Source organism: Streptomyces sennicomposti (assembly GCF_019890635.1).
Classification (GTDB): Bacteria; Actinomycetota; Actinomycetes; order Streptomycetales; family Streptomycetaceae; genus Streptomyces; species Streptomyces sennicomposti.
The window spans coordinates 1-23,516 of the sequence record NZ_JAIOAB010000039.1 but is presented as its reverse complement, the minus strand read 5'-3'; the positions used below and the strand labels follow the sequence as shown (position 1 = coordinate 23,516).

The window sequence follows — 23,516 nt, the reverse complement described above, 5'->3', positions numbered from 1 at the left end:
GGAGCCCCGCGGCGGAAGCGCCGGGCGACGGATGCCGGTCCTGGTGCTCCCACGGTGCTACGGCCGCTCCCGCGCCGAGGAGGGCCGAACGGGCCCGGACGGGGGCCGAGGGTCCTGACCCCGTGCCGCGCCGAAGGCGTCCGGGGCGGTGACGGGTGCTCCGTTCGGGGTAGACGACGGGCACACCCGGACGACGATCACCGAAAGGACCGAGTCGTGGAGAAGGGCAAGCAGATCACCGGTACGGCCCGTGCGGAACTGGCGCGGGAGATGAGGAAGCAGTACGAACAGGGCATGTCCATACGGGCCATCGCGGAGGAGCACGGACGGTCGTACGGCTTCGTCCACCGTGTGCTCACCGAGACGGAGGTGCCGCTGCGCGCCCGCGGCGGCAACCACTCCCCGCAGCACCTCCAGGACGCCGGCGGCTCGCGGCGGTGACGGCGGGCCGCCGCCCCAGGTCCCGGGGCGGCGGCCCGCCGTCGGGGAGACATGAGGGGTCAGGTGCGCGGGGCGGGGTGCCGTCGGACGGGCTCGGCCGTCAGGCGGGCGTGACCGTCAGGTCCGCGACGGCCGACAGGACGCGGGCCGCCGGGGCCGGGTCGACCAGCCATTTCAGATGGCTGCTCCGGAGGGTGTGGACGTCGTAGGGGTTGTCCGGCGTCAGCGCGTCGCCCTCGCGGATCAGCCGGTCCTGCAGGGCCAGTGGGAGGCTGGCGTCGTCGGCCAGGCGTACGTAGCTCCTCGGGATGCGGCCCCAGGTGTCCGCCTGCGCACGGTCGTCGGAGGTGCCCGCGTCGAGATTCTCGTCGGGCTGGAAGGTGTTGAGGAAGGCCAGGAACTCGTCGTCGGTGCCGTCGGCGAGGAACGCCGCCTTGAACGCGGCGAGCGCGGCCGGGTCGGCGGTGCGGAAGTTGACCCGCAGCAGGCCGAGTTCGGCCGGGTTCCCGGCCAGCGCCAGGGCCAGTGAGCCGGCGTCGACCGTGGCCATCTCCGGCTCGGCGTAGTAGGCGGCGGTGTCCAGCTCGACCGGGCACCAGGCCGAGACGTAGACGAGGCGGTCGATCAGGTCGGGCCGCGCGTTGGCCGCGGCCGTGGCCGTGACGCCGCCGCGGCTGTGCGAGACGAGGATCACCGGCCCGTTCCGCCTGGCCCGCTCCAGGACGCCGATCAGGTGCGTGACGTTGTCGGCCAGGGTCACGCCTTCGATGGAGCCCGGCGCCGCGGCGAGGCCTTCGGGGTCCTGCGGGGCCTGGTAGGCGCGCGGGAAGGTCGCCCGGAAGCCGTGGCCGGGCAGGTCCACGGCGACGGATCGGCGCCCGAGGAGGCCGAGTTCGGCCTGCAGCGGTGCGAAGGCGAAGGAGTTCGAGAACGCTCCGTGCACCAGCACGAACGTCGGCTGCGTCTGTCCGCTCATCCACGGGACCCTACGCAGCGGAAGATCACCGGCGCAACCGGTGCCAACTCCCCCGCTCTCGGCCGCCGTTGCGCCCTCCGTCCTTCGTCCCGCGCCCCACCACGCACACCGGGCGGCCGGACCGGCCCGCCCGGCGGTACGGTCAGGCGGGCGCCCCGGCGGTCAGCCGCGCCAGTTCCGCGTCGGCGCGTTCGGTGACCAGGGCGAGGACGCGGCCGGCGGCGGCCAGGTCCTCGGCGGGTATCCCGCCCCAGATGCGCGCGCTGACGGGGGCGGTCTCCGCGGCGACGGCGGCGAGCGCCGCGCGCCCCGCTTCGGTGGGCCGCAGGTGTGCGCCGGCCACGGCGAGCAGGCCGCCGGCCACCAGCTCGTCCAGGGTGGCTTGGAGGGCGGCCGGGTCGGCCTTGAGGACGCCCCGCACCTCGGTCACGAGCGCGTCCCGCGTCCGCGGGGTCTCAGCGGTGACGGCGGTGCGCAGGGCGATCTGCTGCGGGAAGGTGAGGCCGTGCCGGGCCAGGAAGTGCTCCAGGACGCCGCGGGCGGCGTAGTGGGCGAGCCCCAGGGCGCGGGCGTCGGCGGGAGGTGCGGCGACGGCGCGGGAGGCGGCGGCTTCCGGTGCGGTGCCGGTGGGTCGTGTGGTGGTCATGGCGGTGTCGTCCCCTTCGTGCTCTCGTCGTGCGGTACGGGTGGAGCCAGAGGTGCGTCGAGCAGGGTCGTCAGTTCGTCGGTGAACGCGCGCGTCCGCGGGGCGTCGAGGCCGCCGAGCGGTTCCAGCAACTGCTCCAGCAGCCCCTGGACCACCTCGATGGCCTGCCGGGTGACGGTCCGGCCCCGTTCGGTGAGGGCGAGCTGCACGGCGCGCGGGTCGCGGGGGTCGCGGGCGCGTTCGACCAGTCCGGCCGACTCCAGGGCGCGCGCCAGCTTGGAGACGTACAGGGCCTCCAGGCCGGTGTGGTCGGCGAGCCGGCGCTGGCTGGGCCGCTCGCCGGCGCGCTGCATGCCGTACAGCGACGCGACCAGCGAGTACTGCGCGTGGGTGAGGCCGAGCGGGGCGACCGCGCGGTCGACCGCGACCCGCCACTTGTTGGCGAGCCGCCACACCAGGAAGCCGGGCGTGGGGCCCGGTGAACCCTTGTTCATAAGAAATACCGTACATGGCTACAGTAGCCATGGCTACTATCTGGTCGCTTTCCGCCGCGACTCCCGCCCCGGCGTCAGGCCTCAGGCGTCAGGCAACGGACCTCAGGCAACGGACCTCAGGCATCAGGTGACAGGTCGCAGGCGACGGACATGAGGCGACGGCGACGGGCCTCAGGCGGCGTGCGGCCAGGTGCGCAGGAGGGCCGCGATCCGGGCGGCGGTGCAGGCGGGGTCGCGCAGCAGGTCGCGCAGGGCGACGGCGTCCTCGCGGGTGGGTTTGACCGGGACGCCGGAGGCCTCCAGGTACATCACGCCGGTGGCCGCGGCGACGGCCATGTTGGAACGCTCCAGCCAGCGGCAGCGGCCGAGGATGTGCACCAAGGCGGCGGCGCGGGCGAACGGGCCGTCGTAGACGGGCTGTTCGAGCAGTTCGGCCCGGTGGCAGGCGACGGCGGCGACGGGCACCCCGTAGTCGTCGGGGGCGGGGTCGCCGGCGCCGGCGAGTTCGGCGACCTGGAGGATCCAGGGGACGTCGATGTGCAGGTCCATCAGGCGGCGTGCGCTCCCGGCGAGCGGCGGTCGGCGTCCTCGGCCTCGTCGAAGAGGTCCTGGTGCTCGGCGAGGAAGCGCTGTGCGGCGTCCAGGCCGCGCTGCCGCATCCCGTCGGCGTCGTCGCGCACCAGGGAGGCGATGTAGTCGCCGAGGCTCAGGCCGCGGTCCTTGGCCCGCGCCCGGGCCAGTTCCGCGATCTCGTCGTCGACGCGCGCACCCAGCTGTGTCTTGGCCATACGCCGATGGTAACAGCTGTTACCGGAATCGGGAGGACGACGGCGGATCGGCGGATCGCGGGCCGGGCTACGGCGGATCGGGGTCGGGACGGCGGCGGGTTGCGGCCCGGACAGGGGTGGATCGGGGGCGGGACGGCGGCAGGTAGCGGCCGAGACAGGGGCGGATCGGGGTCGGGACGGCGGCAGGTTGCGGCCCGGACAGGGGCGGAGTGCGGGCGGAACGGCGGCAGGTTGCGGTCCGGGGGTGGACACCGAACGATGGGAACCGGGCGGTTCTCGCCCGGGGGGCCACGCAGACCATCACCGGCAGCGGCCCGTACGGCCGCACGGCAGGGCACTTCGGTGCTCGCGACCTGGAGCGAACATGACCGAGCTTCCGCCGCCGCTCACCCCGTACCTCGAACCGGCCGCGAAGGAGCTGGCCGAGGCGACCGACCCGCATCCCCGGATCTACGAGGTCCCCCCGGAGCAGGGCCGCGACATCCTGCTCGGCCTGCAGAGCGACGCGAGCGTGCCGCGCCCGGACGTCGACGAGGAGTGGGTCGACGTGGACGCCGGCGAGTGGGGCACGGTGCGCACCCGCATCATCCGCCCCAAGGGCGCCGAGGGCCCGCTGCCCGTGGTGTTCTACATCCACGGCGCCGGCTGGGTCTTCGGCGACGACAAGACCCACGACCGCCTCTTCCGCGAACTTGTCGTGGGCGCCGGGGCAGCGGGCGTCTTCCCCGTCTACGACCGGGCGCCGGAGGCGAAGTACCCCACCCAGGTGGAGCAGAACTACGCCGTCGGCCAGTGGGTCGCCGAGCACGGCGCGGAGCACGGTCTGGACACCTCGCGGATCGCGGTGACCGGCGAGTCCGTCGGCGGCTGCATGTCGGCGGTGTTCGCGCTGATGAACAAGGAGCGCGGCGGCCTCGACCTCAAGGCGCAGGTCCTGCTCTACCCGGTGGCCAACGCCGACTTCGACACCCCCTCCTACCTCCAGTTCGCCGAGGGCTACTACCTCACCCGCGACGGCATGAAGTGGTTCTGGGACCAGTACGCGGAGCCGGAGCAGCGCACCGAGGTCTACGCCTCCCCGCTCCAGGCCTCCCTGGACCAGCTGCGCGGACTGCCCACCACTCTGGTCATCACGGACGAGGCCGACGTGCTGCGCGACGAGGGCGAGCAGTACGCGGCCAAGCTGCGCGAGGCGGGTGTGGACGTCACGACGGTACGGGTGGCCGGCATGGTCCACGACTTCCTCCTCCTGGACAGCCTGCGCGACACCCGCGCCGCCAACGTCGCCCGCAAACTCGCCGTCGACGCCCTCAGGACGGCGCTGCACGACAGCTGAGGCGCGAACGCCCCGGCGCTCACGCGAACGCCCCGGCGCTCACCGGGCGGTGAACAGCGGTTCCCACCAGTCACGGTGGGCGCGGTACCAGTCCGCCGTGGCGGTCAGGGCCGGGGCGAAGGCGGTGCGCGGGCGGTAGCCCAGTTCGGTGGTGATCTTGCCGTCGTCGACCGCGTAGCGGCGGTCGTGGCCCTTGCGGTCGGCGACGTGCTCGATGCGGTCGGGGCCCGCGCCGCACCAGTCCAGCAGGCGCCCGGCCAGTTCCAGGTTGGTGAGGGCGGTGCCGCCGCCGATGTTGTAGACCTCGCCGGGCCGGCCCGCCGTACGCACCAGTTCCACCGCGCGGACGTGGTCGTCCACGTGCAGCCAGTCCCGTACCTGCCGGCCGTCGCCGTACATCGGCAGGTTGCCGCCGGTCAGCAGGGTGGCCACGAACCGCGGGATCACCTTCTCCGGGTGCTGGTACGGGCCGAAGTTGTTGGTGCAGCGGGTCACCCGGACGTCCAGGCCGTGGGTGCGGTGGTGGGCGAGCGCGATCAGGTCGGCGGCGGCCTTCGAGGCGGCGTACGGCGAGCTGGGGCGCAGCGGGTCCTCCTCGCGCGCGGCGCCCTCGGGGAGCGAGCCGTACACCTCGTCGGTGGAGATCTGCACGAAGGTGCGCACCCCGTGCCGCAGCGCCGCGTCCAGCAGCACCTGGGTGCCGACGACGTTGGTGAGGGTGAATCCCGAGCCGTCCTCGATGGAGCGGTCCACATGCGACTCGGCCGCGAAGTGCACGATCTCGTCGTGCCCGGCCGCCAGGCGCCGCACGGTCGGCGCGTCGCACACGTCGCCGTGCACGAAGGCGTAACGGGGGTGGGTGCGCACCGGTTCGAGGCGGGCGAGGCTGCCGGCGTAGGTGAGCTTGTCCAGCACGGTGACCGTGACGCCGGGCGGGCCCGAGGGGCCGAGCAGGGCGCGGACGTACGCGGAACCGATGAAGCCGGCTCCGCCGGTGACGAGGATGCGGGAGGTCATGAGGTCGGTGCGTCTCGCTGGGGTGCGGGTCGGGAGTGGGCGCCCGTCGGCCGCGGGCCGGGGTCTCCGGTCGGGGCGCCGGCCGGGGGTGCTGGTGAGAGGCCGCTGGTCGAGGGGGCAGGGTCACGGTTCTACCACCCCGGCAGGAGTCGCCGCCGCTCCCGTACCCGACAGGGCCCGTGCCGAGGCCGCCAGGTGGTCGCGGAACCAGCGGTGGGCGGGGTCCGGCGGCGTTGCGCGGGTGCCCCGGCACGGGGGCTTGGACGATGCCGCCGCGCGCACTCCCGAGTCGGCCACGGGGACGACGTTCCGCCAGTGCTGCGCGGAGGTGCTCAAGCCGGCCGTGACGGGCTGACCCCACGGCGGGACGACCGGTGGACGGCGCCGCCCGGCTGAAGGGCGGCGCCGTTCCGGGACGGGGCGGAGTCCTTGCGCGGCGGGGCGGCGTCCGGTGTGGACCGGCTCACTTCCGCCAGAACACGTGGTGCGTCACTCCGCTCGGGCTGGGGACGACGTCCAGGTGGAAGCGGTCGAGCAGGTCCTCCGGGGACTCCCACAGCCGCAGTCCGCTGCCGAGCTTCACCGGCGCGACCGCCACGTGCAGGGTGTCCACCAGGTCCGCGTCGAGGAACTGCCGGATGGTGCTCACCCCGCCGCCGAGCCGTACGTCCTTGCCCCGCGCCGCCTCGCGCGCCCGGTCGAGGACGGTGGCCGGGTCGCCGGAGACGAAGTGGAACGTGGTGTCGGAGAGCGTGAAGGACGGGCGCTCGTGGTGGGTCATGACGAACACCGGGGTGTGGAACGGCGGTTCCTCACCCCACCAGCCGCGCCACTCGTGGTTCTGCCACGGGCCGCGCTGGGGGCCGAACTTGTTGCGGCCCATGATCTCGGCGCCGATGTTGTGCGAGAAGTCCCGGGTGAAGTAGTCGTCCAGGCCCCGACTGCCGCCGGGGTCGGTGCGGTTGGGCCAGCTCGCCGTGGCGCCGGCCCACGCGAACAGCCGCTCGGGCTCCACATGGCCGAACGGACGCTCGAAGGTCTGGTCCTCGCCGGCGGCGACGCCGTCGCTGGACACGCTGAAGTTCTGCACTCTCAGTAGCTGGGCCACTGTGCCTCCCATGTCGTCGACGACGATACGACCGCAGGGGGCCGCAAAACTCATCGCCGCACGGCGAATTCATGGCCGCACGGCGGATTCATCGCCGTGCGCCGGACTCACCGCCGTACGGACGGCCCGTGCGTACGGCACCCTGGTCGCCGTGATCGCGATGATCAACGCGGCCAACCGGTTCAGCGTGATCACGCGCATGCCGGGCGGCGCGTACGAGCCGGGCATGTTCGGCGCGCTGTCGGACCGAGGCCCGCCGCCCGCCCGGCCCGGCCACCGCCGCACGGCCCAGCCACCGCCGCACGGTCGGCCCCTGCCGCATGGCCCGCGGTCAGGCTCGGCTCTTCTCCAGTTCCCGCTTCAGGTTCCGCAGGGTGATGTCGATGTTGCGGTTCTGGAACTCGGCGAAGGTCTTGCCCGAGGTGACGATCCGGTCGAAGACGCCCGCCACGGCGTCGGGCCAGGCCCGCCGGTCGTCGGTCCAGGTCTCCGTCACCCGGGTTCCGGCGCCCTCGGGTGCGAAGGTGTACTCCCAGGTGGCGATCGGGCCGCGCAGGCGGGGGCGCTTCAGCCCGATCGCGTGGACGCGGAAGGCGAACCGGCGGCCCGGTTCGGCCGCGGTCACCGTGCACCGCGTGGACCACCGGAACGCCCCGCGCTTGTTGCGGCCGACGAAGGAGTCGCCCAGGGCGGCCGGGCCGGGCGGCGCGCCCTCGGCCGTGCCGAGGTTCTCCGGGCTCCAGCGGCCCATGTCGCCGGGGCGGCTCACCGCCTCGTAGGCCGCTTCGGGCGAGACCTCGACGAAGACACTGCGGGCCACGGTGAGGACGCGGGTCACGGTGGCTCCTTCCCACGCGGACGGACAGGACGACTTCCCGCCAGTAACTTACTGGCGAGTAGGCATCTTGGCACGGGAAGGCCCCCGCCGGAACCACTCGGCCCGCCCGGCCACTCGGTCCGCCCGTTCACCCGGTCCGTTCCGCTGCTCGGCCCGCCCGGCTACTCGGCGTCGAGCTGGTGGTCGGCCCAGACGTACGTCGAGGGCAGCAGCTCGGCGACGGGCACGGCCCGCAAACCCTGGCCCTGGCCCTCGCCCTCGCCCTCACCCCCGCCGACGATGATCCGCAGGTCGGGGTAGTAGTCGAGCAGGGCCTGTCGGCACCGGCCGCAGGGCGGTACGACGCCCCGGTCGCGGTCGCCGACGGCGACGACCGTCTCCAGCTCGTAGACGCCCTGCGCGGCCGCCGCGCCGATCAGGACCAGCTCGGCGCAGGGGCCGCCGGTGAAGTGGTAGGCGTTGACCGCCGTGACGATGCGGCCGTCGCGGGCGCGGGCCGCGGCCGCCATGGTGTGGTTGTCGCCCCGGCAGCGGGTGCGGGCCACCTCCGCCGCCGCCCGCACCAGTTCGTGGTCGACGTCGTCCGTCCGCGTGGTCATCTCTTCAGCCTCCGTCGCATCCCCGCGCCCGCTGCCCGGCCGGGCCGTCCCGGCCGGTCGCCCCGCACGCCCGCGATGATCTCATCCGGCGGCGGACGGCCCTCGGCAGAGGCCCGTCGGGGGCGCGGGCGCGGGGCGACGAGGCGGAGGTCACAGTGACCGCGAGGGCAAGGTCACAGCCGCGCCCTCTGCTGCGGATTTAGCCGCGTGGCCTAGCATCCGAGCATGACGGTCCTGCCTGACGACGGGCTTGAACTGGCCGCCGAGTTCCCTGACGTGACCCATGAGCAGTGGCAGCGCCTCGTGGCGGGTGTCCTGCGCAAAGCGGGCAAGGACGTCGAGGGCGACGCGGCCGAGGAAGCCCTGTCCACCCAACTGGAGGACGGGCTGCGCACCCGTCCCCTGTACACCGCGCGCGACACCGCGCCCGAACCGGGCCTGCCCGGCTTCGCGCCCTTCGTCCGGGGCGGCCGGGCCGAGGGCAATACCGTGGGCGGCTGGGACATCCGGCAACGGCACACGGTGGCCGACCGCGACACCGTGCTCGCGGACCTGGAGAACGGCGTCACCTCCCTCTGGCTGGTCGCCGGGGAGGGCGGCATCCCGGTGCCGGACCTCGGCACGGTCCTCGACGGCGTCTACCTCGACCTGGCGCCCGTCGTGCTCGACGCGGGCGCGGACACCGAGCCGGCCGCGCGGGAGCTGCTGCGGCTGTACGAGGAGCGGGGCGTCGCCGCCGAGGCGGCGCGCGGCAACCTCGGCGCGGACCCGCTCGGCCACGAGGCCCGCACCGGGCGGCCGGGCGACCTCGCTCCGGCCGCCGAGCTGGCCCGGCTGTGCGCCGGGACGTACCCCGGGCTGCGGGCGCTGACCGTGGACGCGCTGCCGTACCACGAGGCCGGCGGTTCGGCCGCGCAGGAGCTGGGCGCCTCGCTGGCCACCGCGGTCGCGTATCTGCGCGAGCTGACGGAGGCCGGACTGAGCGTCGAACAGGCCTGCGCGCAGCTGGAGTTCCGGTACGCGGCGACCGCGGACCAGTTCCTGACGATCGCCAAGCTGCGGGCCGCGCGCCGGCTGTGGGCGAAGGTCGCCGAGGTGTGCGGCGCGCCCCGCGCGGGAGCGCAGGTCCAGCACGTGGTGACCTCGCCGGTGATGATGACGCGCCGCGACCCGTGGGTGAACATGCTGCGCACCACCGTGGCGACGCTGGCCGCCGGGGCGGGCGGCGCGGACTCCGTGACCGTGCTGCCGTTCGACCACGCGCTCGGGCTGCCGGACGCGTTCGCGCGCCGGATCGCCCGCAACACCTCCACCATCCTCGTCGAGGAGTCGCATCTGGCGCGGGTCATCGACCCGGCGGGCGGTTCCTGGTACGTGGAGCGGCTGACCGACGAACTGGCCCGCGCGGGCTGGGAGTTCTTCCGCTGGATCGAGCGGGCCGGCGGCCAGGCGGCCGCACTGCGCTCGGGCGACCTGGAGCGGGAGCTGGCCGAGACGTGGCGGGTGCGTTCGGAGCGGCTGGCGAAGCGGCGCGAACCCATCACCGGCGTCAGCGAGTTCCCGCATCTGGCGGAGAAGCCCGTGGTGCGCGTCAGCGCGCCCGAGGCGCGGTCCGGCGGTCTGCCGCGGGTGCGGCGCGACGAGGCGTACGAGGCGCTGCGCGCCCGTTCGGACGCCCGGCTGGCCGCGACGGGCGCCCGGCCGCGAATCTTCCTGGTCCCGATCGGCCCGGCCGCCGCGCACACGGCGCGCCTGACGTTCGCCGCGAACCTCTTCCAGGCGGGCGGCGTCGAGCCGGTGACCGAGGGGTCGTTCGAGGACAGCGGGGCGAGTGAGGTGTGCCTGTGCTCCAGTGACGCGCTGTACGAGGAGCAGGCGGAGACCGTGGCCGCCGAGCTGCGGGCGGCCGGCGCCTCGCATGTGTTCCTCGCCGGCCGGCCCGGGCAGTACACCGGTGTCGACTCCTACGTCTACGCGGGCTGCGACGCCGTGGCCGTGCTCTCCGCCACCCTCGACCGCATGGAGGCGTCCTGATGGGAATCCCCGACTTCACCGGGATCGAGCTGGGCAGCCCGGCCGTCGACGGCGACGCCGAGCAGTGGCGTACGGCCGTGCGGGCGGCGGCCGGCGACGGCGCGGACTGGGAGACCCCGGAGGGCATCCCGGTCAAGCCGCTGTACACCGGGCGGGACCTGGAGGGCCTGGACTTCCTGGACACCCGGCCGGGCATGGCGCCGTATCTGCGCGGCCCGTACCCGACGATGTACGTCAACCAGCCCTGGACGATCCGCCAGTACGCGGGCTTTTCCACGGCCGAGGAGTCCAACGCCTTCTACCGGCGCAACCTCGCGGCCGGGCAGAAGGGCCTCTCGGTCGCCTTCGACCTGCCCACCCACCGCGGCTACGACAGCGACCACCCGCGGGTGACCGGTGACGTCGGCATGGCGGGCGTGGCGATCGACTCGATCTACGACATGCGGCAGCTGTTCGACGGGATTCCGCTGGAACGGATGACGGTGTCGATGACGATGAACGGCGCCGTGCTGCCGGTGCTGGCGCTGTACATCGTGGCGGCGGAGGAGCAGGGCGTACCGCCCGAGAAGCTGGCCGGGACCATTCAGAACGACATTCTGAAGGAGTTCATGGTCCGCAACACCTACATCTATCCGCCGAAGCCGTCGATGCGGATCATCTCCGACATCTTCGCCTTCACCTCGCAGCGGATGCCGCGCTACAACTCCATCTCCATCTCCGGGTACCACATCCAGGAGGCGGGGGCGACGGCCGATCTGGAGCTGGCGTACACGCTCGCGGACGGCGTGGAGTACATCCGGGCGGGCCGGGAGGCGGGGCTGGACGTGGACGCGTTCGCGCCCCGGCTGTCGTTCTTCTGGGCGATCGGCATGAACTTCTTCATGGAGGTCGCCAAGTTGCGGGCGGCGCGCCTGCTGTGGGCGAAGCTGGTCAAGCAGTTCGAACCGAAGAACGCCAAGTCGCTGTCCCTGCGCACGCATTCGCAGACCTCCGGCTGGTCGCTGACCGCGCAGGACGTGTTCAACAACGTGACGCGCACCTGTGTGGAGGCGATGGCGGCGACCCAGGGGCACACCCAGTCGCTGCACACCAACGCCCTGGACGAGGCGCTGGCGCTGCCCACCGACTTCTCCGCGCGCATCGCCCGCAACACCCAGCTGCTGCTCCAGCAGGAGTCGGGCACGACCCGGGTCATCGACCCGTGGGGCGGCAGCGCGTACGTGGAGAAGCTGACGTACGACCTGGCCCGGCGGGCCTGGCAGCACATCCAGGAGGTGGAGGCCGCCGGCGGCATGGCGCAGGCCATCGACGCGGGCATCCCCAAGCTGCGCGTGGAGGAGGCGGCGGCCCGTACCCAGGCCCGGATCGACTCCGGCCGCCAGCCGGTGATCGGCGTCAACAAGTACCGCGTGGACAGCGACGAGCAGATCGAGGTCCTCAAGGTCGACAACTCCTCGGTGCGCGCCCAGCAGATCGAGAAGCTGCGGCGGCTGCGCGCGGAGCGCGACGAGGTCGCCTGCCAGGGCGCGCTGGACGCGCTGACCCGGGCCGCCGCCGGCGAGGGCAACCTGCTGGAGCTGGCGGTGGACGCGGCCCGCGCGAAGGCGACCGTGGGCGAGATCTCGGACGCCCTGGAGAAGGTGTACGGGCGGCACGCCGGCCAGATCCGTACGATCTCCGGGGTGTACCGCAACGAGACCGGCCAGTCCCCGTCCGTGGACCGCACCCGCACGCTGGTGTCCGCCTTCGAGGAGGCCGAGGGGCGCCGCCCGCGCATCCTGGTCGCCAAGATGGGCCAGGACGGCCATGACCGCGGCCAGAAGGTGATCGCCACCGCCTTCGCCGACCTGGGCTTCGACGTGGACGTCGGCCCGCTGTTCCAGACCCCGGCGGAGGTGGCCCGCCAGGCCGTCGAGGCGGACGTGCACATCGTGGGCGTCTCCTCGCTGGCCGCCGGTCATCTCACCCTGGTGCCGGCGCTGCGCGAGGCGCTGGCCGAGGAGGGCCGGGAGGACATCATGATCGTGGTCGGCGGGGTGATCCCGCCGCAGGACGTGCCGGAGCTGCTGCGGATGGGCGCGGCGGCGGTCTTCCCGCCCGGCACGGTCATCCCGGACGCGGCGTACGACCTGGTGCGCCGGCTGGCGGACGAGCTGGGGCACGACCTTTGAGGGCGGGGGCGGTCGATCTCGACGCGTATGTGAAGGGTGTCCTCGACGGGAAGCGTGCCGTCATCGCGCGCGCCATCACGCTCGTCGAGTCCACCCGCCCCCAGCACCGGGCGCTGGCGCAGGAGTTGCTGACCGCGCTGCTGCCGCACGGCGGGCGGGCGCGGCGGATCGGGGTCAGCGGGGTGCCGGGGGTCGGCAAGTCGACGTTCATCGACGCGTTCGGCACGATGCTGACCTCGCTGGGGCACCGGGTGGCGGTGCTCGCCGTGGACCCGTCCTCCAGCCGGACCGGCGGGTCGATCCTGGGCGACAAGACCCGGATGGAGCGTCTCGCGGTGGACCCGGCGGCGTTCGTGCGCCCCTCGCCCACCGCGGGCACGCTCGGCGGGGTGGCCAAGGCGACGCGTGAGTCGATCGTCGTGATGGAGGCGGCCGGCTACGACGTGATCCTGGTGGAGACGGTCGGCGTCGGCCAGTCGGAGACCGCGGTCGCGAACATGGTCGACTCCTTCCTGCTGCTCACCCTGGCCCGTACCGGCGACCAGCTGCAGGGCATCAAGAAGGGTGTGCTGGAGCTGGCCGACGTGATCGCGGTGAACAAGGCGGACGGCCCGCACGAGCGGGACGCCCGCGCCGCGGCGCGTGAACTGGCGGGCGCGCTGCGCCTGATGCACGGCAAGGACGCCTTCTGGACGCCGCCCGTGCTCAGTTGCAGCGCGCGGGAGTCGGCGGGTCTGGACACCGTGTGGGAGCGGCTGGAGCAGCACCGCACCCTGCTGGACTCCACCGGGCGGCTGGCCGCCAAGCGCCGTGACCAGCAGGTGGACTGGACGTGGGACATGGTCCGCGACGAGATCCTGGGCCGGCTGTACGCCGACCCGGCGGTGCGGGCGCTCGCGCCGGTCCTCGAACAGCGGGTCAGGGAGGGCGAGTTGACGCCGACGCTGGCGGCCGAGCAGATCCTCGGCGCGCTCGGGAGCGGTGCGGACGGAACAGTCTGAGGCGGGGCCCGGCGAGGGCGGTGACCGGCGGCTTTCGGGTCGGCTGCGCGGGCCGGCCCGCGCCCGGGCGAGCGCGCCGGCGGCGGGAGCCCGTTCGGGTGACGTCGCGCGTCCGCCGGGCCGCCGGGCCGTTGAGCGGGTACGTGGACAGTCCGCGCCGGGTGTGCGACCACGGCGGGCGGCGGCGCGGCGCACGGCATCGGACCGACCGGTTGGAGACTCGCTCGTGGACACGCACGGACAGCCGGACACGGCCGGACAGGCGGACCCGGCCGGAGAGGCGGACAGGCACGGACAGCCGGACACAGCCGGACAGGCGGACAGGCACGGACAGCCGGACACAGCCGGACGGGCGGACACGCACGGACAGCCGGACACAGCCGGACAGGCGGGTGCCGAAGGGCGGCCGGACACGGGGTCCCTGCACTGCCTGGTCACCGGGGCGTCCGGGTACGTCGGGGGCCGCCTGGTGCCCGAGCTGCTGGCGGCCGGCCACCGGGTGCGGTGCCTGGCACGCTCGCCCGGCAAACTGCGCGACCAGCCGTGGGCGCACGACGTGGAGACCGTCGCCGCCGACGTCACCGACGCGGACTCCGTGGCCGGGGCCATGCGCGGAATCGACGTGGCGTACTACCTGGTGCACGCGCTCGGGACCGGCTCGTCCTTCGAGGACACCGACCGCCGCGCGGCCCGCGTCTTCGCCGAGCGGGCGCACGCCGCCGGGGTGCGGCGGATCGTGTACCTCGGCGGACTCACCCCGCACGGAGTGCCCGAGCGGGAGTTGTCCCCGCATCTGCGCTCCCGCGCCGAGGTCGGGCGGATCTTCCTGAACGCGCCCGTGCCCGCCACCGTGCTGCGCGCGGCGGTCGTCATCGGCTCGGGCTCGGCCTCGTTCGAGATGCTGCGCTACCTCACCGAGCGGCTGCCGGTCATGGTCACCCCGAGTTGGGTGCACACGCGCATCCAGCCCATCGGCATCCGCGACGTGCTGCGCTACCTCGTCGGCTCCGCCGCCATGCCCGAGGACGTGAACCGGACCTTCGACATCGGCGGCCCGGACGTGCTGACCTACCGCGAGATGATGGCCCGCTACGCCGCCGTCGCCGGTCTGCCGCGCCGCCTCATCGTGCCGGTGCCGGTCCTCACCCCCGGGCTGTCCAGCCACTGGGTCGGCCTCGTCACCCCGGTGCCCGCCGCCATCGCCCGGCCGCTGACCGAGTCGCTGCGCCACGAGGTGGTCTGCCGCGAGCACGACATCGCCCGCTACGTCCCCGATCCGCCGGGCCGGCCGCTGCCGTTCGACGACGCGCTGGCCCTGGCGCTGCGCAAGGTGCGCGAGGCGCAGGTCGCGACCCGCTGGTCGTCCGCCGCCGTGCCCGGCGCCCCCAGCGATCCGCTGCCCACCGACCCCGACTGGGCCGGCGGCAGCCTCTACGAGGACGTGCGGGAGGCCCCGGTCGACGCCTCCCGGGAGTCGCTGTGGAAGGTGATCGAGGGCATCGGCGGCGACCACGGCTGGTACTCCTTCCCGCTGGCCTGGGCGGTGCGGGGCTGGCTGGACCGGTTCGTCGGCGGGGTCGGTCTGCGGCGCGGCCGGCGCGACGCGGAGCGGCTGCGGGTCGGCGACTCGCTGGACTTCTGGCGGGTGGAGGAGATCGAGCCGGGGCATCTGCTGCGGCTGCGCGCGGAGATGCGGCTGCCCGGGCTCGCCTGGCTGGAGATGTTCGCCGAGACGGACGAGCGGGGCCGCACCCGCTACCGGCAGCGCGCCCTGTTCCACCCGCGCGGCCTGCTGGGGCACGCCTACTGGTGGTCGGTCGCGCCCTTCCACGCCGTCGTCTTCGGCGGTATGGCCCGCAACATCACCCAGGCGGCGGCCAAGGGCATGTCCGCCCACCGGAAGTGACGGCACGCCCGTTCCCGCCGCACCGTCCCGCCCCGCCCCCGGAAAGTGACCTCATGACCGTCGCCGTCGTCCTGTTCACCTCGGATCTGCGGCTGCACGACCATCCGCCGCTGCGCGCGGCCCTCGCGGCGGCCGACGAGGTCGTCCCGCTGTTCGTCCGCGACCCCGGCGTCCACGCGGCCGGATTCGACGTGCCCAACCGCGCCGCCTTCCTCGCCGACTGCCTGGCCGACCTGGACGCGGCGCTGCGCCGGCGCGGCGGCCGGCTGGTGGTGCGCGGCGGTCCGGTCGTCCGCGAGGTGGCGGCGGTGGCCGAGGAGTGCGGAGCGACGCGGGTGCATCTGGCCGCGGGCGTCACCGGCTACGCCCAGCGGCGGGAACGGCGGCTGCGCGACCACCTGGCGGGGCGGGGCGTCGAGCTGCGGGTGCACGACGCCGTGATCACCGCCGTCGCCCCGGGCGCCCTGGCGCCGTCCGGCTCCGACCACTACGCGGTCTTCACCCCGTACTTCCGCCGCTGGTCCGGCGAGCGGCTGCGGGAGGCGTGCCCGGCGCCTAGGAGCGTACGGGTGCCGGAGGGGGTGCGCGGCGAGCCGGTGCCGTCCCGTGACGACCTGTCCGGCCTCTCCCCCGCGCTGCCCGCGGGCGGCGAGACGGCCGGGCGCGAGCGCCTGTCCCGGTGGCTGCGAGCGGGCGTGGCCGCGTACGGGGAACGGCACGACGACCTCGGCGGCGACGGCACCTCCCGGCTCTCGCCCTATCTGCACTTCGGGGCGCTCTCGCCCGTCGAGCTGGTCCGGCGGGCGCGGGAGCGGGGCGGTGAGGGGGCGGAGGCGTTCGTACGGCAGTTGTGCTGGCGCGACTTCCACCACCAGGTGCTGGCGGCCCGCCCGGACGCGTCCGTACGGGACTACCGCACCCGCGAGGACCATTGGCGCGGCCCGGACGAGGCGGCCGAGGACATCGCGGCCTGGCGGGAGGGCCGTACGGGCTACCCGCTCGTCGACGCGGCGATGCGCCAGCTGCGCCACGAGGGCTGGATGCACAACCGGGCCCGGCTGCTGGCGGCGAGCTTCCTCACCAAGACGCTGTACGTGGACTGGCGGATCGGCGCACGGTACTTCCTGGACCTGCTGGTGGACGGGGACGTCGTCAACAACCAGCTCAACTGGCAGTGGGCCGCCGGCACCGGCACCGACACCCGCCCCCACCGCGTCCTCAACCCGGTCGTCCAGGGCAAGCGCTACGACCCGGACGGCACGTACGTACGCCGCTGGGTGCCCGAACTGCGCGAGGTGGCCGCCCGGTTCGTGCACGAGCCGTGGCGCCTGCCGGAGGAGGAGCGCGCCGCCCTCGGCTATCCGCAGCCGCTGGTGGACCTCGGGGAGGGCCTGGCGCGCTTCAGGCACGCCCGGGGACGCGACTGAGGGCGGCGCGGGCGCGCGGGGGGCAGCGGCCGAGGCGGCGTGGGGCCGGTCGGCCGACCGGGCGATGGGCCGGTGGAGTGACGGGGCCGCCGGGGAGCGCCCCCGCAGGGCGTCGCGGGGCAGGGATCAGCGCAGCCGCGCGGCGACCGCGCGGCTCACGCCCCGGTGTGCGGGGAGCGAGAGCGGGTGAGCGTTGTCCGTGCTGCGACCGCGGCCCCCGGTGGCCGCACCGACCGGCCGTGCCCGGGGGTCCGGGTGAGGACGGTGCCCGGGGCGACCGGGCACGTCGTCGTCGTGGGCGCCGGTCTGTCCGGTCTCTCCTGCGCCCTGCACCTGCTCGGCGCGGGCCGGCGGGTGACCGTCGTCGAGCGCGACGCCGGTCCGGGCGGCCGGGCCGGGCGGGTGCGGCTCGGCGGGTATGAGCTGGACACCGGACCGACCGTGCTGACCATGCCGCACCTGGCCGACGAGGCCTTCGCCGCCGTCGGCGACCGCCTCGACCGCCATGTCCGCCTCACCCCTCTGCACCCGGCCTACCGGGCCGCCTTCGCCGACGGCTCCGCGCTCGACGTGCACACCGACGCCGAGGCGATGGAGGCGGAGGTGCGGCGCTTCGCCGGACCCGCCGAGGCGGCCGGCTACCGCGCCCTGCGCGACTGGCTGACCCGGCTGTACCGGGCGCAGATGGGGCGGTTCATCGACGCCAACTTCGACTCGCCCCTGCAGCTTCTCACCCCGGACCTGGCGCGCCTGGCGGCGCTGGGCGGCTTCGGCCGGCTGGACCGGCGCGTCGGCCGCTTCCTGCGCGATGCCCGGCTGCGCCGGGTCTTCACCTTCCAGTCCCTGTACGCCGGAGTCGCCCCCGCCCGGGCGCTCGCGGCGTACGCGGTGATCGCCTACATGGACACCGTGGCCGGGGTCTGGTTCCCCGAGGGCGGCATGCACGCGCTGCCCCGCGGGATGGCGGCCGCCGCGGCCGGCGCGGGCGCGGAGCTGCGCTGGTCGGCCGAGGTGAGCGGCCTGGAGTGCGCGGCCGGGCGGGTGCGGGCGGTGCGGCTGGCGTCGGGCGAGCGGATCGCCTGCGACGCGGTGGTGCTGAGCTGCGAACTGGCCGCCGCGCACCGGCTGCTGGGCCGCGCACCGCGCCGCCCGGTACGGCTGCGGCACGCGCCGTCCGCCGTGGTCCTGCACGCGGGCTGCGACCGCACCTGGCCGGGCCTGGCCCATCACACCCTGTCCTTCGGCGCGGCCTGGGAGCGCACCTTCGACGAACTCACCCGCACGGGACGGCTGATGAGCGACCCGTCGCTGCTGATCACCCGCCCGACGGCGCACGATCCGGCGCTCGCGCCCCCGGGCGGCCACCTGCACTACGTCCTCGCGCCCTGCCCGAACACCGACATCGGCCCCGGCGCCGCCGACTGGCGGGATCTCGGCCCGCGCTACCGCGACAGCCTGGTCGCCGAGCTGGAGCGCCGGGGCCTGACCGGATTCGCGGCGAGCGTGCGCGAGGAGCTGCTGGTGACGCCGCTGGACTGGACGGCGCGGGGACATGCGGCCGGCACCCCCTTCTCGGTCGCGCACACCTTCGCCCAGACCGGCCCGTTCCGGCCGCGCAACCTGGTGCGCGGGCTGGAGAACGCCGTCCTGGCCGGCTGCGGCACCACCCCGGGGGTCGGCGTGCCGACGGTGCTCCTCAGCGGCAAGCTCGCCGCCGCCCGCATCACCGGCGGGGTCCTCCCCCGGCGCGTCCCCCGCCGTCCCCCGCCGTCCCGCGCCGCGTCCCGCGCGGGCCACGTCCGCACCGACCCCGGAGGCCGCCCATGACCCGGCGTGAGACCAACTGCGCAGGCCGCCCATGACCCGGCGTGAACTGGACGCGGCCGGGATCACCGATCCCGCGCTCCGCGCCGCCTACGCCCGCTGCCGCCTGCTCAACGCCCGCCACGGCCGCACCTACTTCCTGGCCACCCGGCTGCTGCCGGTCGAGCGCCGGTCGGCCGTGCACGCGCTGTACGGCTTCGCCCGCTGGGCCGACGACATCGTGGACGACCTCCGGCGCGGCCGTACGCCCGCCGAACGCGACCGGCTGCTGCGCTCGCTGGAGAGCGACCTCGCGCACGCGCTGCGCACCGGCGGCGGCTGCGAGCCCGTGGTCCGCGCGGTCGCCGACACCGCCGGGCGCTACGGCATCGACCACACCCTGTTCGCCGACTTCCTGGCCTCCATGCGCGCCGACCTCGACGTCACGGACTATGCCACCTACGCCGACCTGCGGGCGTACATGCACGGCTCGGCGGCGGTGATCGGGCTGCAGATGCTGCCGGTGCTCGGCACGGTCGTGCCCCGCGCCGAGGCCGCGCCGCACGCCGCCGCGCTCGGCGTGGCCTTCCAGCTGACCAACTTCCTGCGGGACGTGGGCGAGGACCTGGACCGGGGCCGCGTCTACCTGCCCGCCGACCTGCTCGCCGCGCACGGCGTGGACCGGCCGCTGCTGGAGTGGAGCCGCCGTACCGGACTGGGGGACGCGCGCATCCAGGCGGCGCTGATCGCCGCGGAGGCGCTGACGCGGGAGGTGTACCGGGAGGCGGAGCCCGGCATCGCGATGCTCGACCCCCGGGTACGGCCCTGCATCCGCGCGGCGTTCACGCTCTACGGCGGCATCCTCGACGCCATCGCCGAACAGCAGTACACGGTGCTGCACCGGCGCGCGGCGGTCTCCGCCACCCGCCGTGCGGTGGTGGCCGCGGCCGGACTCGTCCAGATCGCCGGGGCGCGGTGGCGCGCCCGCGGTGCGCGGACGGCGCCGGACGCCGTGGCGCCGGAGTGCGAGGAGGCCGCACAGTGAACGGCCGTCCTGGGCCCTCTGGTTGGCGGCCACCGCTGCGTCGGCGGCCGGGCCGGCCGAACTGGGCCGCACAGCCGTCGACTTGGCGGGCGGCCCGCCCGGCGCTGATCGCCGACGCGCTGAAACGGGCGTCGGCCCGTCCGTCCGGCAACTGGTTCGTCGTCGCCGCCTCCCGTGAAGTACGGCCCGGTGGGCCGCCGTTCGGCAGGACGGTCGGCGGCGTCGAGGTGGTGCTGTGGCGGTCGGCGGCCGGGGAGCTGCACGCGGGCCCGGGCATCTGCCCGCACCTCGGGGCGCCGCTGCGGGAGGGCCGGGTGGTGTGCGGCACGCTGGTGTGCCACTGGCACGGACTCGCCCTGGACGGCGGGCCGTTCGCCGGGTGGGAGCCGTATCCGGCGTACGACGACGGGGTGCTGGTGTGGGTGCGGCTGGACGCGGTCGGCGGCGAGGAGCCGACCCGGCGGCCCGTGGTGCCGCGGCGGCCGGCGGCCGGCGGCGCGCTGGACGCGGTGTGCACGGCGGAGGGGCGGTGCGAGCCGCAGGACGTGGTCGCCAACCGGCTCGACCCGTGGCACGGGGCGTGGTTCCACCCGTACTCGTTCGTGGATCTGACGGTGGTCCGGGCGCCCCGGGGCGAGGGCGACGACGCCTTCGTCGTGGACGTCTCCTTCCGGGTGACCAGGCGGTGCGTGGTGCCCGTCCGGGCGGAGTTCACGGCGCCCGGTCCGCGCACGGTCGTCATGCGGATCGCCGACGGCGAGGGGGCCGGGTCCGTGGTGGAGACCCACGCCACGCCGCTGACCGGCGGGGCGGACGAGCGGCCCCGGACCGCCGTGATCGAGGCGGTGGTCGCCGCCTCGGACCGCCCCGGCTTCGCCCTGGCCCGCGCCGCGGCCCCCGCCCTGCGCCCTCTGGTCCGCCGCACGGCGGCCCGGCTGTGGCGCGACGACCTGGCCTACGCGGAACGGCGCTGGCAGCTGCGGGCGTCGGGGCGTTTGCCGGGGTGAGAGGCTTCCCGGCGGGGCGGAGTCGTCTGCGGTCGTCGCCACTCGGGCGGCAGCCGTACGGCGTCGCCTCCCGGCCGGGAGTCGCCCTCAGGCGTCGTTGTCCCGCAGGAAGTCGCTGATGAGGGCGCCCCACTCCTCGGGCCGTTCCACGAACGGCAGATGCCCGGAGGCGATCTCGGCGCGCTCCGCCCCGGGTATGCCGTCGCTGAGCTGCCGGTGGTGGTACGGGGTGACGAGCTGGTCGAGCGTGGTGGAGACGACGAGGGTCGGCACCGTGATCGCGGCGAGGTCGTCCCGTACGTCGATGCCGCCGAGGAGCAGGTCGACGTGGTCGGGCGTGCCCGGCGGAACGGTGGCCGCACTGGTTTCGAGGGCGGCGTCGAGGGCGTCCTGGCCGAGCGCGTCCAGGGCGGGGGCGCTGAAGGCGACCAGGGCGAGGAAGCCGGCCAGGGCCTCCGGGTCGTCCGCGTCGAGCAGGTCGCGCCACATCCGGGCGGCCAGCAGGAACCGCGGGCTGGGATGGGCGAAGCCCGCGGTGAGGACGAGGGCGGTGACGCGCCCGGGGTGCCGGGTGGCGGCGCGGACGGCGACGGCGGCGCCCAGCGAGTACCCGGCGACGGCGAAGGTCTCGACGCCCTCCTCCACGGCGGTGGCGACCAGTTCGTCGGCCAGGCCGTCCAGGGTGAGCGGGGCGTCGGCGCGCGGGGTGCGGCCGGTGCCCGGGTAGTCGGGCCCGACGACGGTGCGGTGCGCGGCCAGGGCGTCCAGGACGGGGCCGTAGTTGGCGTCGATGCCGCCGCCGGCGCCGTGGGCGAGCAGCAGGCCGGGGCCGGTGCCGCGGACGATGCGGCCGAGGCTGGAGCCGGGCAGGGCAGGGGACATGGTTCGGGTCTCCTTCGGGTTCGCCGCCGCTTGCTGCGGGGCTCACGATGCGGGGCACGGGGCCACCGGACCAGCGACGCTGACTAGTTGACGCCGCGCCAGATGATCGGGGCGGCTGCCGGTGACCATGTCCGGAACGCTAAAGTCTGACACCGGTGTGAGAGTCAACGGGGTGAGGTGCAGACCACATGCGCATCGGGGAGATGGTCCGCCGGACCGGGGTCAGCGAGCGGCTGCTGCGCTACTACGAGGAGCAGGGCCTGCTGTCGCCGACCCGGCTGCCGAGCGGTTACCGCGTCTACGGCGAGGCGGACGTGGACACCGTCCGGCGTGTCCGGATCCTGCTCGCGGCCGGGCTGCCGACCGCCACCATCGCGCAGGTCCTGCCCTGCGTCCGCGACGACGGCCCGATCCTCGCGCCCGTCTGCCCCGACCTGGTGGCGACGCTGCGCCGGGAGCGCGAGCGCATCGCCCGTGCGATCGAGGATCTGCGGTCCTCCCAGGGCCTGCTCGACGCGGTCATCGCCGCCGGTCCGCAGGACGCCGCCCCGGCGGTGCTCCAGCCGGCGTCATCGTACTGACCCCGCCGCCGGCCGGCGGGCCGCCGCGCTCAGGGCGCGCAGGACCGGGGAGCGGCCGGTGCGGGGGACGGTCCACAGCACCTGGCCGCGGACGCCCCAGGCGGCCAGGAGCAGACCGGCCGCCAGGAAGCCGGTGGTGGCGGCGCGTTCCATCAGGGCCACGGGCAGGTCGCAGCGGATCGCGTCGCCGGCGAGCGTCACCCGGGGGTGCGGGGTGGCCACGGTGGGCCGCCGGGTGTGGCCGCCGACCGGGAACAGGGGGCAGTCGGCGTGCCAGGCGTGCCGGGCGTCCACGATCCGCGCCTGCCGGGTCTCGGGGTAGACCCGGTGCAGGGCGGCGAGGAGGCGGTCCTGTGTCTCCCGCCGGTCGGCCGGTCCGGTGACGGCGTAGGCGTGCAGTTCCACCACCGAGCCGCCGGTGCGGGCGGCCCAGCGGGCGGCCTCGCCCTCGTAGCGGTCGAGGACGCTGACGTTGTCGAGGCCGTCGTAGCCGCTGGTGCCGAGGAAGCCGGGCCGGTCGGCGCGGACCGGCCGGTCGAGCCAGAGCCGGGAGACGAGGAAGGGCGGGGCGGTGCGCAGGGCGCCGATGCCGGCGCGCCAGGCGGGCGTGCCGAGCCGGGGTGAGCCGGCGACGAGTGCGCGCAGCGCCCCGGGGTCGAGGGCGAGGACCGCCGCGTCGTGGCGGTGGGCGGCGGTGTCGGTCCGTACCGTCACGCCGCCGTCGTCGGTCTCGGGGTGGACGGCGCGTACGGGGGTGCCGGTGCGCACGTCGGCGCCCAGGCGCCGCAGGTAGTCGCCGAGGGGTTCCCACAGCGCCTGCGGGAACGGCTCGTCGGGCACGTCGAAGAGGAGGCCTTCGGCGGAGCCGAGGAAGTAGATGTGGAACATCAGGATGAGTTCGGCGGCCGAGAGTTCGCGCGGGTCGGCGAAGAAGCTGCGGGAGAACACCTCGAACGCCAGGTGGTGCGCGGCCTCGGGGAAGCGGACGCCTTCCAGGAAGCGGCTGGCGCTGACCGTGTCGAAGCGTTCGTAGACCTCGGGGACGCGGACGTCGAGGAGCGGCAGCGCGGCCCGCGCGTCCATCGCGGCGAGGTCGCGCCAGCCGAAGGTGGGGCTCAGGGCGACGAAGCCGAGGGCGCTGAGGGGCGGGGTGCGCGGGACGCGGGCGAAGCTGTCGGTGAGGCCGCCGCTGTGCCGCAGCGGGTAGTCGGGCAGGGGGTGCAGCCGGTCCAGGCCGGGGTCGGTACGGCGCAGCAGGCCGCGCAGGTTGTAGTACTGGCGGAAGAAGGTGGTCATACCACTGTGGGTAACCGCCGCCGCACAACGCGACACCGACCCGCCGGACAAATCACCACAATGGCCGCCCCGGGTCGGGGCGGGGCGGCCGGGCCGGACTCAGAGCGGACCTGCGCATCG

The 23,516-nt window shown here is 74.9% G+C and carries 21 protein-coding genes and 1 pseudogene; 11 read left to right on the top strand and 11 right to left on the bottom strand.

Going from position 1 to position 23,516, the window contains the following annotated elements:
- The first annotated feature begins 216 nt into the window (after positions 1-216).
- Positions 217-441, top strand: a complete 225-nt coding sequence (locus K7787_RS32460) for a helix-turn-helix domain-containing protein (protein WP_019979865.1) — start codon at positions 217-219, stop codon at positions 439-441.
- 100 nt (positions 442-541) lie between these two features.
- Here K7787_RS32460 and K7787_RS20960 read toward each other — a convergent pair whose 3' ends face one another.
- The 5 genes from K7787_RS20960 to K7787_RS20940 all read right to left on the bottom strand — a co-directional run bounded on the left by K7787_RS20960 (position 542) and on the right by K7787_RS20940 (position 3,345).
- Entirely contained in the window at positions 542-1,417 is an 876-nt protein-coding gene (locus tag K7787_RS20960) for an alpha/beta fold hydrolase (RefSeq protein WP_009192602.1), read from the bottom strand.
- A 142-nt stretch (positions 1,418-1,559) separates the two neighbouring features.
- Entirely contained in the window at positions 1,560-2,063 is a 504-nt protein-coding gene (locus K7787_RS20955; protein ID WP_009192601.1) for a winged helix DNA-binding protein, read from the bottom strand.
- Positions 2,060-2,557, bottom strand: a complete 498-nt coding sequence (locus tag K7787_RS20950; protein WP_223002530.1) for a MarR family winged helix-turn-helix transcriptional regulator — start codon at positions 2,555-2,557, stop codon at positions 2,060-2,062. Before K7787_RS20950 ends, K7787_RS20955 begins: the two co-directional genes overlap by 4 nt.
- A gap of 171 nt (positions 2,558-2,728) precedes the next feature.
- Entirely contained in the window at positions 2,729-3,106 is a 378-nt protein-coding gene (locus K7787_RS20945) for a hypothetical protein (protein ID WP_009192599.1), read from the bottom strand.
- Positions 3,106-3,345, bottom strand: a complete 240-nt coding sequence (locus K7787_RS20940; RefSeq protein WP_009192598.1) for a hypothetical protein — start codon at positions 3,343-3,345, stop codon at positions 3,106-3,108. Before K7787_RS20940 ends, K7787_RS20945 begins: the two co-directional genes overlap by 1 nt.
- A gap of 364 nt (positions 3,346-3,709) precedes the next feature.
- Here K7787_RS20940 and K7787_RS20935 point away from each other — a divergent pair, with 364 nt between their 5' ends.
- On the top strand, positions 3,710-4,681 hold the full coding sequence (locus K7787_RS20935; RefSeq protein ID WP_223002529.1) for an alpha/beta hydrolase: 972 nt from the start codon (positions 3,710-3,712) through the stop codon (positions 4,679-4,681).
- Positions 4,682-4,720: 39 nt separating this feature from the next.
- On the opposite strand, the gene rfbB is transcribed toward K7787_RS20935, so the two are convergent.
- The 4 genes from rfbB to K7787_RS20915 all read right to left on the bottom strand — a co-directional run bounded on the left by rfbB (position 4,721) and on the right by K7787_RS20915 (position 8,243).
- Positions 4,721-5,698 carry a dTDP-glucose 4,6-dehydratase gene (rfbB, locus tag K7787_RS20930; RefSeq protein ID WP_223002528.1) on the bottom strand — a complete coding sequence of 326 codons (978 nt, stop codon included), beginning with the start codon at positions 5,696-5,698 and terminating at the stop codon, positions 4,721-4,723.
- Positions 5,699-6,161: 463 nt separating this feature from the next.
- Positions 6,162-6,806: a dihydrofolate reductase family protein gene (locus tag K7787_RS20925; protein ID WP_223002561.1), complete on the bottom strand. Its 645-nt coding sequence runs from the start codon at positions 6,804-6,806 to the stop codon at positions 6,162-6,164.
- A gap of 331 nt (positions 6,807-7,137) precedes the next feature.
- Positions 7,138-7,644 carry an SRPBCC family protein gene (locus K7787_RS20920; protein ID WP_223002527.1) on the bottom strand — a complete coding sequence of 169 codons (507 nt, stop codon included), beginning with the start codon at positions 7,642-7,644 and terminating at the stop codon, positions 7,138-7,140.
- Positions 7,645-7,805: 161 nt separating this feature from the next.
- Complete coding sequence (locus tag K7787_RS20915; RefSeq protein WP_223002526.1) at positions 7,806-8,243, bottom strand: cytidine/deoxycytidylate deaminase family protein; 438 nt, start codon at positions 8,241-8,243, stop codon at positions 7,806-7,808.
- A gap of 225 nt (positions 8,244-8,468) precedes the next feature.
- Here K7787_RS20915 and K7787_RS20910 point away from each other — a divergent pair, with 225 nt between their 5' ends.
- The 8 genes from K7787_RS20910 to K7787_RS20875 all read left to right on the top strand — a co-directional run bounded on the left by K7787_RS20910 (position 8,469) and on the right by K7787_RS20875 (position 20,637).
- The gene (locus K7787_RS20910) at positions 8,469-10,277 is read left to right on the top strand and encodes a methylmalonyl-CoA mutase family protein (RefSeq protein WP_223002525.1); all 1,809 of its coding nucleotides are present in this window, start codon (positions 8,469-8,471) and stop codon (positions 10,275-10,277) included.
- A complete protein-coding gene (gene scpA, locus K7787_RS20905; RefSeq protein WP_223002524.1) occupies positions 10,277-12,448 on the top strand; it encodes a methylmalonyl-CoA mutase in 2,172 nt (723 codons plus the stop codon). The genes K7787_RS20910 and scpA overlap by 1 nt, the downstream gene beginning before the upstream one ends.
- Positions 12,445-13,449, top strand: coding sequence for a methylmalonyl Co-A mutase-associated GTPase MeaB (gene meaB, locus K7787_RS20900; RefSeq protein ID WP_223002523.1), 1,005 nt, complete (start codon positions 12,445-12,447; stop codon positions 13,447-13,449). Before scpA ends, meaB begins: the two co-directional genes overlap by 4 nt.
- Before the next feature lie 421 nt (positions 13,450-13,870).
- Positions 13,871-15,355 carry an SDR family oxidoreductase gene (locus K7787_RS20895; RefSeq protein WP_223002560.1) on the top strand — a complete coding sequence of 495 codons (1,485 nt, stop codon included), beginning with the start codon at positions 13,871-13,873 and terminating at the stop codon, positions 15,353-15,355.
- A gap of 53 nt (positions 15,356-15,408) precedes the next feature.
- Positions 15,409-16,782 carry a cryptochrome/photolyase family protein gene (locus tag K7787_RS20890; RefSeq protein WP_223002522.1) on the top strand — a complete coding sequence of 458 codons (1,374 nt, stop codon included), beginning with the start codon at positions 15,409-15,411 and terminating at the stop codon, positions 16,780-16,782.
- 255 nt (positions 16,783-17,037) lie between these two features.
- Entirely contained in the window at positions 17,038-18,609 is a 1,572-nt protein-coding gene (crtI, locus tag K7787_RS20885) for a phytoene desaturase family protein (RefSeq protein WP_223002521.1), read from the top strand.
- A 31-nt stretch (positions 18,610-18,640) separates the two neighbouring features.
- Positions 18,641-19,630, top strand: coding sequence for a phytoene/squalene synthase family protein (locus tag K7787_RS20880; RefSeq protein ID WP_223002520.1), 990 nt, complete (start codon positions 18,641-18,643; stop codon positions 19,628-19,630).
- Complete coding sequence (locus K7787_RS20875; protein ID WP_223002519.1) at positions 19,627-20,637, top strand: Rieske (2Fe-2S) protein; 1,011 nt, start codon at positions 19,627-19,629, stop codon at positions 20,635-20,637. Before K7787_RS20880 ends, K7787_RS20875 begins: the two co-directional genes overlap by 4 nt.
- A gap of 87 nt (positions 20,638-20,724) precedes the next feature.
- On the opposite strand, the gene K7787_RS20870 is transcribed toward K7787_RS20875, so the two are convergent.
- On the bottom strand, positions 20,725-21,519 hold the full coding sequence (locus K7787_RS20870; protein WP_223002518.1) for an alpha/beta fold hydrolase: 795 nt from the start codon (positions 21,517-21,519) through the stop codon (positions 20,725-20,727).
- Positions 21,520-21,707: 188 nt separating this feature from the next.
- Here K7787_RS20870 and K7787_RS20865 point away from each other — a divergent pair, with 188 nt between their 5' ends.
- Positions 21,708-22,100, top strand: a complete 393-nt coding sequence (locus K7787_RS20865; protein WP_223002517.1) for a MerR family transcriptional regulator — start codon at positions 21,708-21,710, stop codon at positions 22,098-22,100.
- On the opposite strand, the pseudogene K7787_RS20860 reads toward K7787_RS20865, so the two are convergent.
- Positions 22,089-23,399 (bottom strand): annotated as a pseudogene (locus tag K7787_RS20860) (FAD-dependent oxidoreductase); the annotation flags it as partial. The gene K7787_RS20865 and the pseudogene K7787_RS20860 overlap by 12 nt on opposite strands.
- Between the last annotated feature and the right edge of the window lie 117 nt (positions 23,400-23,516).